This is a genomic window from Cellulosimicrobium sp. NPDC057862 (genome assembly GCF_042797035.1).
Taxonomy (GTDB): Bacteria; Actinomycetota; Actinomycetes; order Actinomycetales; family Cellulomonadaceae; genus Cellulosimicrobium.
Genome location: NZ_JBHVMH010000009.1, coordinates 43,455 through 56,049 on the forward strand (window position 1 = coordinate 43,455; position 12,595 = coordinate 56,049).

The following is a 12,595-nucleotide window of genomic DNA, read 5'->3' on the forward strand; positions in this document are numbered from 1 at the left end:
GCCCGGCGGGGCGCGGTCGGGGCGTGGCGCTCACAGGGCGAGCCGTGCGGCGTCGCGCTTGTCGACGCGCCGGTCGTGGAGGTAGCTGATGCCGAGCGCGGCGAAGTACAGCCCGCAGATGGGCAGCGCCACGAAGATCATCGTCAGAGCGTCGGGCGTCGGGGTCATGACGGCGGCGAACACGAACGCGACGAGCACCGCCCAGCGCCAGCCCTTGGCCATCGCGGACGCGCGCAGGAGCCCGGCGGCGTTGAGCGCGACGAGCACCACGGGCAGCACGAACGCGAGACCGAAAGCCAGCACGAGGCGCATGACGAAGCTCAGGTAGCCCTGCGCGTCGGCGAGGTTGGTCGCGCCGTCGGGCACGAACCCGGCGAGGATGTCGACCGCGTGCGGCAGGACCCACCACGCGAGGTACGCGCCGCCGAGGAACAGCGGGACGGACCCGCCGAGGAACGCGAACGCGTACCGCTTCTCCCGGGTCGTCAGACCCGGGGTGATGAACGCCCACAGCTGGTAGAGCCACCACGGGCACGTGACGATGACGCCGAGGAAGAGGGAGACCTTGACCTTCATGTCGAGCGCGGAGGCCAGGCCCGAGAAGTTCAGGCTGATGACCTTGCCCTGCTCCTCCGCCGCCTTGAGCAGCGGCGCCTGCAGCGCCTCGAGCAGCGGCTCGTAGAGGAACCACCCGACGATCGCGCCGACCACGAGGCCGCACGCGGCGAGGAAGAGGCGCTTGCGCAGCTCCAGGAGGTGCTCGCGGAGCGGCATCCGCCCCTCGGGGTCACGGGAGGTACGTGACACCGACTATCCCTTCGAGGTGTCGCCCGGTTCGGGCGACGTGGTCCCTCCGGTCACGGTCGGCGCGGAGGTACCGGTCGACGTGGACGTCGTGCCCGTGCCACCCGCCGCGGGCGGCGTGGTGTCGTCCTCGCGCAGGTCCTTGACCTCGCTCTTGAAGATCTTCAGCGACTGGCCGACGCTCTTGGCCAGGTCGGGGAGCCGGCGCGCGCCGAACAGGAGCAGGATGACGACGACCAGCACGATGATGTGCCAGGGCTTGAGCATGCCCATGGGCTAACTCCTCCTCGAGGCGAACGGCGCTACGCGAGCGAGTCTACGCGGTGAACCCTACGCGTTGAACCGGCGCCAGCGGGACCAGACCTGCTCGTCGCGCCGCCGCCGCTGCACGCGCCGTTCCGCCCGCTCGGCGCGCAGCAGGTCCACGCGTTCCTGCAGCACGACGGGGTCGTCGAACAGGGTCGGCGCGGTCGACGGCTGCGCCTCCTCGAGCGCGCGGGACAGCTCGTCCGCCCGCGCGCTCATGTCCGCCGCGACCTGCGAGGCGCGTGACAGCTCGCGCCCCAGCCCCTTCACGGACCGCCACAGGCGCCGCGCGAGGAAGAACGCTCCGACGAGCGTGCCCACGACGAGCAGCGTCCAGACCCAGAACCACATGCCGCCCACCCTAGCCAGCGGCCCGGTCATCGCCCGACGGGTCGCCCCCGGGGCCCGCTGCCTCGCCCGGCAGGTGCGCGTACGCGGACAGGGCGGCGCTCGCGGCGTCGCGCACGTCGCGCGCGACCGACGCCGGCTCGACGGCGAGCACGTGCCGCGCCCGCTCGGTGAGGAGCTGACGCAACCACACCGGGTTGGTGACGCGCAGGCGCACCTCGAACGCGCCGCCGGGCAGGTTGCGCACGGACTCGACGGGGACCTGCTCCGCGACGGCGCGAGCCGGGCTGGCGAACGTGATCGTCGCGAGCGGCGCGTCGCCGGTGGGGGTGAAGTCGACGTCAGGGTCGACGTCGTGCCCCTCCACGGGCTGGTCCAGCTCGGTGGCCGCGAGGATGCGGTCGACGCGGAACGTGCGGCGCCCGCGGGCGCGGTGGCACCACGCGAGCAGGTAGGCGTGCTCGTCCTGCGTGTGCAGGGACACGGGGTCGACCTCGCGCTCGGACTCCTCGTCCGCGGCCGTCACGTACCGGATCCGTAGGCGGTGGCCCGCGACGAGCGCGCTCGTGATCGCCGCGACCACGCGCGGGTCGCCCTCGGGGGCGAGCTGCACGTCGAGCGCCGCCGCCGCCTCGCCGGTCGCGTCGGTGAGCTTGCGCAGCACCGACTCCACGACGCCCGCGCGCTCCGGGTCGGCCTGCACCGCCGCCGTCTCCCGCATGGCACGCAGCGCCGCGATGAGCGCGACCGCCTCGCGCGTGCCGAGGCGCAGGGGCCGGGTCATGCCGCGCGCCTCGGTGAGCCGCACGACGCCGCGCTCGATCGAGTCGGCGTCGAAGTCGATGAGGTCGTCCGGCCAGTACCCGGGGGTGCCGGACACCCACAGGGCGTCGACGTCGTCCAGGACCTGGCGCTCGCTCACGCCGAAGTGCCGGGCGAGCTCACCCACCGGCACCGGCCCCGCCCCGTCCAGGTACGCGACGATGCCCAGCAGGCGCACCAGCCGGTCGTCCGCGCGCTCAGCCACGCCCCGCCACCTCCGTCGTCCCCTCGCCTGCGCCCGCCCCGGCGTCCTGCGCGGAGCCCAGCGCCGCCGCGTCCCGCAGCCGTCGCACGACCGCCGCCCGCAGGTCCGGCGGCCCGAGCACCAGCACCGCGTCCCCGTACCCCACGACCTCGTCCGCCAGCGCGTACCGCACGTCGTACGCGACCTCGAGCACGTCACGACCCGCGCCGTCGCCCGCCCGGGCGTCCGGCACCGACCCCACGACCGTGCCGCGCGCCCGCAGCGCGCCCGCCCGCTCCGGCACGACCGCCAGGCGCGCGACGCCGCCCGCGTCGCGCGTGCCCAGCGCCGCGTCCACGTCCACGTGCGCAGGCACCTCGAACGCGTCGCGCGGGCCCGTCGCCCGCACCCGGCCCTCGACCCGGCTCAGCCGGTACGACCGCGGCGCCCCCCGGTCCAGGTCGAAACCCACCAGGTACCAGCCGCCGCGCCGCGCCGCGATCCGCCACGGCTGCGCGCGCCGCGCCCGCACCTCCCCCGTGCTCGCCGCCCGGTACGTGAACGACACCGCGCGTCGCGCCGAGATCGCGTCCATGAGGGTCGCGTACGCGTCGCCCACCGGACGCACCTGCGGCGCCAGGCCCGCGACGACGTCCATCGCGGTCTCCCCCGCGCCCGCCGCGCGCAGCTTCGTCAACGCCCGCGAGATGTCCGTGCGCAGCGTCTTGTCCTGCCAGAACTGCGTCGCCAGCGCGAGCACCCCCAGCTCCGCCGGCGTGAGGTCCACCGCGGGCAGCGCGTACGCGTCCTGGTCGATCCGGTACCCCACCTCGTCCGCGTGCCCGCCCGCGTCCACCGTGACGATCGGGATCCCCAGGTCGCGCAGCGTGTCCTTGTCCCGCTCGAACATCCGTTCGAACGCGTCCGGAGACGGTGCGTCGCCGTATCCCGCCACGCTGATGCGGATCTGCTGCTTCGTCATCGACGCGTTCGTGTTCACCAGCGCGATCACCAGGTTCAGCAGGCGCGCCGCCGGGTTCGTCGGCGACGACCCCGACGACGAGGGCGCGGGATCGGGCGCGACGGAAGGGGGCGTGGGCTCGGACATCGGCACCACGCTAGTCGGTCGATAGGGTGTGCCGCGTGATCACGTGGCGGACCGCGACCGTGGTGTCGCACGCGAAGGCCTGGACCGGCGCCCAGGAGCTGCTCGTGCGGCTCCACGACCCCCTCCCCGGGCGCGACGACGACCCCGACGCGACCGTGCGCGCCCTCGCGTACACCCAGCTCGTCGGCACCCCCCACCCCGGCGACCACGTGCTCCTCAACGTCTCCGCCCTCGCACGCGGCCTCGGCACCGGCGGGTACGCCCTCGTCGTCGGACCCGCCCGGCCCGGAACCCCCCTCCCGCCCGACCCCGCACCCGGCCCCGGCCACCTCGTCAAGGCCCGGTACACCCCCCTCCAGGCCCTCGTCCTCGGCGTCGACGAGCAGGAGTCCCCCCACCACGACACCCTCCGCGACGCCGACGACCTCGACGGCACGCCCGTCGTCGTCGCCGACCTCCACTCCGCCCTGCCCGCCGTCGTCGCCGGCGCCCGTCACGCCGCGGCGCTCGCGGGCCGCCCCGCACCCCGCGTCGCCTACGTCATGACCGACGGCGGCGCCCTGCCCGCCGCGTTCTCCCGCACCGTCGCCACCCTCCGCGACACCGGCTGGATCGACACCTGCCTCACCGTCGGACAAGCCTTCGGCGGCGACCTCGAGGCCGTCACCGTGCACACCGGCCTCCTCGCCGCCCGCCACGTCACCGGCGCCGACCTCGTCGTCGTCGCCCAAGGACCCGGCAACCTCGGCACCGGCACCCGCTGGGGCTACTCCGGCGTCGCCGCCGGCGAGGCCCTCAACGCCGTCGCCGCCCTCGGCGGCCGCCCCGTCGCGTCCCTGCGCGTCTCCGGCGCCGACGCCCGCGACCGCCACCTCGGCGTCTCCCACCACTCCCTCACCGCCTACGGCCGCGTCGCCCTCGCCCCGAGCGACGTCCCCGTGCCCGTCCCCACACCCGACGTCGAACGGCTCACCGGGTGGGGAGCCGACCTCACCCGCCGCGTCGCCGAGCAGGCCGCCACCCTCGCCGCCCCCACCGGGCGCCACCACCTCGTCGACGTCCCCGCCGACCCCGCCCTCCTCGACGCGCTCCACGACGTCCCCGTCCGGCTCTCCACCATGGGCCGCGGCCTCGACGCCGACCCTGCCGCGTTCGTCGCCGCCGCCGTCGCCGGCGTCCACGCCGAGTCGCTCCGGCCCGCATGACCGCACCGCAGGGGGCAGACCACGCAGACCACCACCGGCCCGGACCGGCACGCTTCGCCGTCGTCGCCGCGCTGGCGCTCGCGGCCGTGCTCGCCGCGGCCGTCGGCGCACCATGGGGCTGGCAGACGCCGGGCTGGTTCGACGACGTCGCGCAGGACCCGGTCGCGCCCCCGCCCGACACCGCCACGATCCGCGACACGAACACCGGGCCGGACGACCTCCGGAACCTGGCCGACACCGGCGGCATGTCGTTCGACACGTACCTGCTCGTGTTCCTGGGCGTGGTCGCGCTCGTCGTCCTCGTCGTGCTCGCGCGCCGCTACCTCCCGGCCCTGCTCGCGCGACGTCGCCGACGGGAGATCCTCGTCACGGCACCCGGCGACGTCTTCGTCCACGCCGCGGAGGACCCGGTCGTGCCGGAGCTGCGGGACGCCGTCGAGCGGGCCCACGACGACCTGCGCGCGCCGGACGCCGACCCGAACGACGCCGTCGTCGCCGCCTGGGTCGCGCTCGAGCGCGCCGCGGAGCGGGCGGGCACCCGGCGCGACCCCGCACAGACCCCGACGGAGTTCACGAGCGCCGTCCTGGCCAGCACCCGGGTGGACGCGGACGCCGTCGCGGCGCTCCGCGGCCTCTACCACCGGGCCCGGTTCGGCGAGACCCCGCTCGGCGAGCACGACCTGAAGACTGCTCGCGACGCGCTCGCCCGCATCGCGGCGGACCTCGCGACGCGGGCCCGGCGCCCCACCGACGGGACCCCCGACCCGGCCGCGCCCCACGACCGCCCGCTGCACCGCGGAGCACGGCCGTGAGGGCACGCGAACGCTGGGGTCGCCTGCGCCCGGTGGACCGGCGCGCCCTGCTCGCCGCCGGGATCGCCGTCGGGCTCGGCGCGCTCCTCGTGCTGGTCGGCTCCTCGCACGCGCACGCCTTCATGCTCACGACCCTCGGTGTCGCGGGCGTGCTGCTGTGGCACCGCACCGGCTACGCCGGGGACACCGTGTGGCCGCGCGTCCCCGACGTGCGGCGCGACGGCAACCGGCGCGACGTGTCCGACCTCGGCTGGTCGGTCCTGGGCCGCGACGGTCGCGTCACGGTCACCGCCGCCCGCCGGGTGCGGCACCTCACGGAGCGTCGCCTCGCCCACCACGGGATCGACGACCTCGCCGACCCCGGCGCCGCGACCGACCTGGCACGGCTCCTCGGCCCCCGTGCCGCCCGCACCGTCCACGACCTCGTCACCGACGGGCGCCTCCCGACGCCCGCAGAGCTCGACACCTGGCTCGCGGCGCTCGACCGGCTCGACCAGACCCCCACCACCCACGCCACCCCGGACCGCCCCGACGGAGGGATACCCCGATGACCGCCGACCCCGCCGCCCGCACCGCCGCGCAACCCGCGACCCTCGACGTGCCCACCGTCGCCGCGCACGGCCGCGCCGTCCTCGACGAGGTCGCGACCGCGGTCGTCGGCGCCCGCGAACCCCTCACGCTCGCGCTCGCCACCGTGCTCGCCGGTGGGCACGTCCTGTTCGAAGACGTCCCCGGGCTCGGCAAGACCCTCGCCGCCCGCAGCCTCGCCCGCGCCCTCGGCCTCGACTTCACCCGCCTCCAGTGCACCCCCGACCTGCTGCCCTCCGACGTCACCGGCTCCTCCGTGTACGACCCCGCGACCCGCACCTTCGAGTTCCGGCCCGGGCCCGTCTTCACCGGGCTGCTGCTCGCCGACGAGATCAACCGCACCGCCCCCAAGACACAGTCGGCCCTGCTCGAGTCGATGGCCGAGCGCCAGGTCACCGTCGAGGGCACCACCCACGTTCTCCCGAAGCCGTTCCACGTCGTCGCGACGTCCAACCCCGTCGAGCACGAGGGCACCTACCCGCTCCCCGAGGCACAGCTCGACCGCTTCATGGTGCGCCTGTCCGTCGGGTACCCCGCGCGCGACGAGGAGCGCGAGGTCCTCACCCGCCGCATCGCCCGCCGCCACGACGGCCCCGTCGTCCGCCAGGTCGTCGACCGCGACACCGTCCTCGCCATGCAGGCCGCCGTCGAGCAGGTCGACGTCCACCCCGACGTCATCGCGTACTGCGTCGACCTCGCCGCCGCCACCCGCACCCACCGCGACCTCGAGGTCGGCGCGTCCCCCCGCGGGTCCCAGAACCTCGCCCTCCTCGCCCGCGGCGTCGCCGTGCTCGACGGGCGCGACGTCGTCCTGCCCGAGGACGTCAAGCGCGTCGCCGTCCCCGTGCTCGCCCACCGCCTCACCCTCACCCCCGGAGCATGGGCCGCCGACCTTCGGCCCGAGACCGTCGTCGCCGGCATCCTCCAGACCGTCCCCGGACCCGCCACCGTCGGCGCTCGCGGATGAGCACCCCCACGGCGGACCACGACGACCCGCCCCGCTGGCGCACCACCGTCCACCTCGCCGCCGGCGTCCTCCTCGGCACCACCCTCCTCGCCCTCGGCGTCCTCTTCCGCCGCCCCGACGCCGCCCTCCTCGGGCTCGCGCCGCTGCTCGGCGCCGTCTGGGGCTGGACCCACCGCCCCGATGGACCCGTCACCGTGCGGGTCGTCCTCGACACCGACGCCCCGGCCGGGACCCTCGCCGCCCGCACCGTCGCCGACGTCCCACCCGGCGTCGAGCTCCTGCGGCTGCGCGCCCTCGCCCCCGGAGGCCTCGTCACCGAACGCCTGGTCCGCGCCACGGCCGGGACCCACGAGCTCGCCTGGCACGCACCCTCCGCCCGCACCGGCGTCACCGACACCCTCCGCGTCGACTACGCCGCCTACGGGCCCGACGGCGTCGAGGAGCAGGTCGCCCGCGTCGCCCGCGGCCCCCGCCGCCTCGTCCTGCCCCGTCCGACCCCGCTCGGACGCCTGCCCCTCTCCTCCCGCCTGCGCGGACTCTCCGGCCCCCACACCTCCCGGCGCCCCGGCGACGGCACCGAGCTGCGCGACGTCGACGCCTTCCGCCCCGGCGACCGGCTCCGCCGCATCGACTGGCGCGCGACCGCCCGCCGCTCCCCCACCCTCGACACCCTCTACGTCCGCCGGACCTTCGGGACCGCCGAGGCGACCGTCGTCCTCGTCGTCGACTCCCGCGACGACGTCGCCCCCGACCTCGCCACCTGGAGCGGCGTCGGCGCCCAGCGCCCCGACGAGGCCACGTCCCTCGACCTCGCCCGCCACGCCGCCGCATCCGTCGCCCAGGCCGTCCTCGCCGACGGCGACCGCGTCGCCCTCGACGACCTCGGCCGCCTCGCCCGACCCGTCCGTCCCGGCGGCGGGCGACGCCACCTGCGACGCATCCTCCACGGCCTCGCCCTCGCCCGACCCGTCGGCGACCCGTCCGCCCGCCACCGCCCGCCCCAGGTCCCCGCCGGCGCCGCCGTCTACCTCTTCTCGACCCTGCTCGACGACGAGGCGCCCCGCCTCGCCCGCCAGTGGCACGACACCGGACACGTCGTGGTCGTCATCGACGTCCTCCCACTCGTCTCCGTCGCCGCGGTCGACGACCACGTCGCGACCGCCTGGACCGTCACGCGCCACGAGCGCGCCGACCGCGTCCACGACTTGCTAGAGAGCGGGATCGTCGTCGCACGCTGGTTCGACGGCACGCCCGGCGCCGACGGCGCGCGCGGGACGCTCGAGCTCGCGGCACGACGGCTCGACCGGCAAGGACCCGGCCGCCCGACCCCTGCCGGGAGCACCCGATGAGGCGACCCGCCCGACGCGAGGTCGTCACCGCCGCACCACGCCCCCGCCTCCAGGTCGAGACCGCGCGCACCTTCCCCGGGTGGTGCCCGCGCGTCCTCCTCCTCACCCTCGCCACCGCGTTCGCCGGAGCCGCGCTCCAGACGACCGGGCTCGCGCCGTCGTTCGTCTGGGGTGCCGCGCTCGGCCTCGGGGCCGTCACCGCCTACCTGCCCGCACCGCCGGTGCCCCACCTGCTCGTGCTCCTCGGCGGGCTCGTCATGCTCGCGGACGGGAACGCGCCCTTCGACCCCGTCGTGCTCGCCCTCCTCCCGCTGGGTCACCTCGTCCTGCGCACCGCCTGGTGGTCGGACCACGTGCCCCCCGAGGCGCGCGCGGAGCTGCGCGCCGTCGTGCCCGACCTCCGCAGGGTCGTCGTTCTCCAGGCCGCGCTCCTCGTGGTGGCGCTCGCGGTGCAGGCGATCACCGCGGGAGACGCCGCGTCGGCGGTCGCCACCGCACTCGGCGGGGTCGCCGTGCTGGGCCTCGTGCTGCTCGTCTCGCCGCGGGACTGACGTCGCGCTGCGAGCGGCCGGGGACCGCCCGACGATGGCGGGACGGCGCCCGACGCCGTCCCGCCGTCACCGCGGCGACCGCACCCGACCCGAGGAGGCACCCATGGCCGCTCGCTCCGACCTGCCGAAGTACACCGTCCCGTCGCTCACCCCCGAGGAAGGGGCGAAGGTCGCCGGGATCCTCCAGGAGCGCCTGCACGCGCTCAACGATCTTCAGCTCACGCTCAAGCACATCCACTGGAACGTCGTCGGACCGCACTTCATCGCGGTGCACGAGATGATCGACCCGCAGGTCGACGCCGTCCGCGCGATGGTCGACGCCGTCGCGGAGCGCATCGCGACGCTGGGTGTCTCCCCGCAGGGCACGCCCGGCGCGCTGGTCGCCGAGCGGAGCTGGGAGGACTACTCGCTCGGCCGCGCCTCGACCATCGCCCACCTGGGGGCCCTCGACGAGGTGTACGTCGGGGTCATCACGGCGCACCGCGAGGCCGCGACCGCGACCGAGGAGCTCGACGACGTGACCAACGACCTGCTCATCGGGCACCTGCACGACCTCGAGCTGTTCCACTGGTTCGTCCGCGCGCACCTCGAGTCGACCGGTGGTGACCTCTCCACCGACGGCGCGCGCACCGAGACCGGTGCCGCGCGCAAGGCCGAGCAGGCGGCCGCTCGCCAGCCCTGACGCCCGCTCCCTCCGCCGGACCGCTGCTCCGCAGCACAGAGCCGGCCGGACGCCACGGTCTACCCGACGTGGCGTGCGGCCGGCTTTTCCGTGCCGTGTGGTGAGCCGTGTACGGCGGTGGGGGTGGCTGGGAGTGCTTGGCACACTATTTCTGCACGAGGTGACGTAGGGTCGTCGGATGAGCGACGACGCGCCTTCGCAGCCCTCTGTCCGCCAGCTCCGCCTCGTCGTGGAGGCGGACGACTACGACGCCGCCCTCACGTTCTACCGCGACGTCCTGGGCCTCCCCGAGCGCATCGCGTACGCCGACGGCGAGGACGACCGGGTGGCGATCCTCGACGTCGGGCACGCGACGCTCGAGATCGCGAACCCCGCGCACAAGCGGGCGATCGACGACGTGGAGGTCGGGCATCAGGTCGCGGGCCACCTGCGGGTCGCGTTCGAGGTCGACGACGCCCGGGTCGCCACCGACCGCGCGGTCGAAGCCGGGGCGGAGCTCGTCGCTCCCCCGACCCGCACCCCGTGGGGCTCGCTCAACTCACGGCTCGACGCCCCCGCCGGCCTCCACGTCACCCTGTTCCAGGAGCTCGGCGGCGAGGAGGGCGTCCCGCCCGGCGTCGTCACCGAGCCCGGGCCCCGCGACGATCCCGCTCCCGACGGGCGCTGACGCCTCGACCCACGCCCGCCGGACCTGCTCGAAGCGGGTCGGCAGCGGAGCCCGCACCGCGCCGTAGCGGGCGTTGGTGCGGTGCACGAACCGCCGCCACGAGAGCACGAGCCCCTGCTTGGTGATGGGCAGGCCGCTGGAGACCGTGACGCCGTTGTCGTGCGTGTGGTGCACCGTGAGCAGCAGCGCACGCGGCACCGACCCCTCGAGGTCCGCGGCGAGCACCTCCCGCACGGCCATCCAGCGCCGCAGCACGACGACGACGCTCGCGCTGAGCACGTGCTCGCGGACCGTGCGGTGCTTGCCGTGCGTGAGCACGACCCTCCCCTCCCCCGCGCGCGCCGTCGCGGGACCGAGGTCGATCGCGTCGGCGGTGCAGCGCAGGAGGTCGCCGTACCGGGCGCCCGTCGCGCGCGTGAGCCCCGCGATCACGGCGAGTCGCACCGTCTCCGGCTTCGCCGACTCCACCATCGCCTCGGTGGCGAGCGTCCTCCACACCCACTCGGCCTCGTCGAGCGAGACCGTCGGTCGGGGATAGCGAGACGGCGAGGCCGCGGGGCGGCCGGCCGCCTCGTCGGGGCCTTTGTCGAGCGGGACGGTGGCGTCGGTGGTCACGGGAAGCAAATCTAGGCGCTTGGCACACTATTACGGTTCGGGCGCGCCGAGATCGGCTCGCAGAGGAATCGGCCTGCAGCGCGAGATTGAATACCTATGCAGATTGGCGCATACTTTGACCATGTCCAAGGTTCTCACCTCCCTCCCCGTCGGCGAGCGCGTCGGGATCGCGTTCTCCGGCGGCCTCGACACGTCTGTCGCCGTCGCCTGGATGCGCGACAAGGGCGCCGTGCCCTGCACCTACACCGCCGACATCGGCCAGTACGACGAGCCCGACATCGCGTCGGTGCCGGGGCGCGCGACCGCGTACGGCGCCGAGGTCGCGCGCCTCGTCGACTGCCGCGCGGCGCTCGTCGAGGAGGGCCTCGCCGCCCTGGCGTGCGGTGCGTTCCACATCCGCTCCGGCGGGCGCGCGTACTTCAACACCACTCCCCTGGGCCGCGCCGTCACCGGCACCCTGCTGGTGCGCGCGATGCACGAGGACGACGTGCAGATCTGGGGCGACGGGTCCACGTTCAAGGGCAACGACATCGAGCGGTTCTACCGCTACGGTCTGCTCGCGAACCCGGCCCTGCGCATCTACAAGCCGTGGCTCGACGCCGACTTCGTCACCGAGCTCGGGGGCCGCAAGGAGATGTCGGAGTGGCTGCTCGCCCACGACCTCCCCTACCGCGACAGCACCGAGAAGGCGTACTCCACGGACGCGAACATCTGGGGCGCGACGCACGAGGCGAAGACGCTGGAGCACCTCGACACCGGCATCGAGACCGTCGACCCCATCATGGGCGTGCGGTTCTGGGACCCGTCGGTCGAGATCGCGACCGAGGACGTGACGATCGGCTTCGTCCAGGGCCGCCCGGTGACGATCGACGGGCGCGAGTTCGAGTCCGCCGTCGACCTGGTGAACGAGGCCAACGCGATCGGCGGACGCCACGGCCTCGGCATGTCCGACCAGATCGAGAACCGCATCATCGAGGCCAAGAGCCGCGGCATCTACGAGGCTCCCGGCATGGCCCTCCTGCACGCCGCGTACGAGCGCCTCGTCAACGCGATCCACAACGAGGACACCCTCGCGCAGTACCACACCGAGGGCCGCCGCCTGGGCCGCCTCATGTACGAGGGCCGCTGGCTCGACCCGCAGGCGCTCATGATCCGCGAGTCCCTCCAGCGCTGGGTCAGCACCGCCGTCACGGGCGAGGTCACGCTGCGCCTGCGCCGCGGCGAGGACTACTCGATCCTCGACACCACCGGGCCCGCGTTCAGCTACCACCCGGACAAGCTCTCGATGGAGCGCACCGAGGACTCCGCGTTCGGCCCCATGGACCGGATCGGCCAGCTCACCATGCGCAACCTCGACATCGCCGACTCGCGCGCCAAGCTCGAGCAGTACGCCGGCATCGGGATCGTCGGGACCACGCACGCCGCGCTCATCGGCGCGACCCAGGGCGCCGCGACGGAGCTCATCGGCGCCATGCCCGAGGGCGGCGCCGAGGTCATCGCCTCACGCGGCATGGCCGAGGGCGACGACGCGCTCCTCGACCGGGCCGCCATGGAGTCGGGCACGGACTGACCCGACCCGGCCACGCG

14 protein-coding genes are annotated in these 12,595 nt (G+C 75.1%); 9 read left to right on the forward strand and 5 right to left on the reverse strand.

The genetic code is table 11. The features are described from left to right. Positions 1-30: 30 nt before the first annotated feature. The 5 genes from tatC to ACFVN3_RS12695 are packed head-to-tail and all read right to left on the reverse strand — an operon-like array spanning position 31 to position 3,572. Complete coding sequence (tatC, locus tag ACFVN3_RS12675; RefSeq protein WP_053370848.1) at positions 31-774, reverse strand: twin-arginine translocase subunit TatC; 744 nt, start codon at positions 772-774, stop codon at positions 31-33. Positions 775-810: 36 nt separating this feature from the next. Further along, positions 811-1,077: a Sec-independent protein translocase subunit TatA gene (gene tatA / locus ACFVN3_RS12680; protein WP_378233202.1), complete on the reverse strand. Its 267-nt coding sequence runs from the start codon at positions 1,075-1,077 to the stop codon at positions 811-813. Between the two features lie 57 nt (positions 1,078-1,134). Further along, complete coding sequence (locus ACFVN3_RS12685; RefSeq protein WP_253049458.1) at positions 1,135-1,461, reverse strand: hypothetical protein; 327 nt, start codon at positions 1,459-1,461, stop codon at positions 1,135-1,137. Positions 1,462-1,471: 10 nt separating this feature from the next. Then, positions 1,472-2,485, reverse strand: a complete 1,014-nt coding sequence (locus ACFVN3_RS12690) for a helix-turn-helix transcriptional regulator (RefSeq protein ID WP_378233204.1) — start codon at positions 2,483-2,485, stop codon at positions 1,472-1,474. Beyond that, positions 2,478-3,572, reverse strand: a complete 1,095-nt coding sequence (locus ACFVN3_RS12695) for a helix-turn-helix transcriptional regulator (protein ID WP_378233205.1) — start codon at positions 3,570-3,572, stop codon at positions 2,478-2,480. The genes ACFVN3_RS12690 and ACFVN3_RS12695 overlap by 8 nt, the downstream gene beginning before the upstream one ends. A 35-nt stretch (positions 3,573-3,607) precedes the next feature. On the opposite strand from ACFVN3_RS12695, the gene ACFVN3_RS12700 reads away from it, so the two are divergent. The 9 genes from ACFVN3_RS12700 to argG all read left to right on the forward strand — a co-directional run bounded on the left by ACFVN3_RS12700 (position 3,608) and on the right by argG (position 12,578). Next, positions 3,608-4,777, forward strand: a complete 1,170-nt coding sequence (locus ACFVN3_RS12700; protein ID WP_378233206.1) for a DUF3866 family protein — start codon at positions 3,608-3,610, stop codon at positions 4,775-4,777. Further along, on the forward strand, positions 4,774-5,589 hold the full coding sequence (locus tag ACFVN3_RS12705) for a DUF4129 domain-containing protein (RefSeq protein WP_378233207.1): 816 nt from the start codon (positions 4,774-4,776) through the stop codon (positions 5,587-5,589). Before ACFVN3_RS12700 ends, ACFVN3_RS12705 begins: the two co-directional genes overlap by 4 nt. Next, entirely contained in the window at positions 5,586-6,140 is a 555-nt protein-coding gene (locus ACFVN3_RS12710) for a hypothetical protein (RefSeq protein WP_378233209.1), read from the forward strand. The genes ACFVN3_RS12705 and ACFVN3_RS12710 overlap by 4 nt, the downstream gene beginning before the upstream one ends. Next, positions 6,137-7,144 carry an AAA family ATPase gene (locus ACFVN3_RS12715; RefSeq protein WP_378233210.1) on the forward strand — a complete coding sequence of 336 codons (1,008 nt, stop codon included), beginning with the start codon at positions 6,137-6,139 and terminating at the stop codon, positions 7,142-7,144. Before ACFVN3_RS12710 ends, ACFVN3_RS12715 begins: the two co-directional genes overlap by 4 nt. Next, positions 7,141-8,493, forward strand: coding sequence for a DUF58 domain-containing protein (locus ACFVN3_RS12720; protein WP_378233211.1), 1,353 nt, complete (start codon positions 7,141-7,143; stop codon positions 8,491-8,493). The genes ACFVN3_RS12715 and ACFVN3_RS12720 overlap by 4 nt, the downstream gene beginning before the upstream one ends. Then, complete coding sequence (locus ACFVN3_RS12725; RefSeq protein WP_378233212.1) at positions 8,490-9,044, forward strand: hypothetical protein; 555 nt, start codon at positions 8,490-8,492, stop codon at positions 9,042-9,044. The genes ACFVN3_RS12720 and ACFVN3_RS12725 overlap by 4 nt, the downstream gene beginning before the upstream one ends. 103 nt (positions 9,045-9,147) lie before the next feature. Beyond that, complete coding sequence (locus tag ACFVN3_RS12730) at positions 9,148-9,726, forward strand: Dps family protein (protein WP_378233213.1); 579 nt, start codon at positions 9,148-9,150, stop codon at positions 9,724-9,726. Between the two features lie 178 nt (positions 9,727-9,904). Further along, the gene (locus tag ACFVN3_RS12735) at positions 9,905-10,393 is read left to right on the forward strand and encodes a VOC family protein (RefSeq protein WP_378233214.1); all 489 of its coding nucleotides are present in this window, start codon (positions 9,905-9,907) and stop codon (positions 10,391-10,393) included. Positions 10,394-11,129: 736 nt separating this feature from the next. Next, entirely contained in the window at positions 11,130-12,578 is a 1,449-nt protein-coding gene (gene argG, locus ACFVN3_RS12740) for an argininosuccinate synthase (RefSeq protein ID WP_378233215.1), read from the forward strand. Positions 12,579-12,595: the final 17 nt, after the last annotated feature.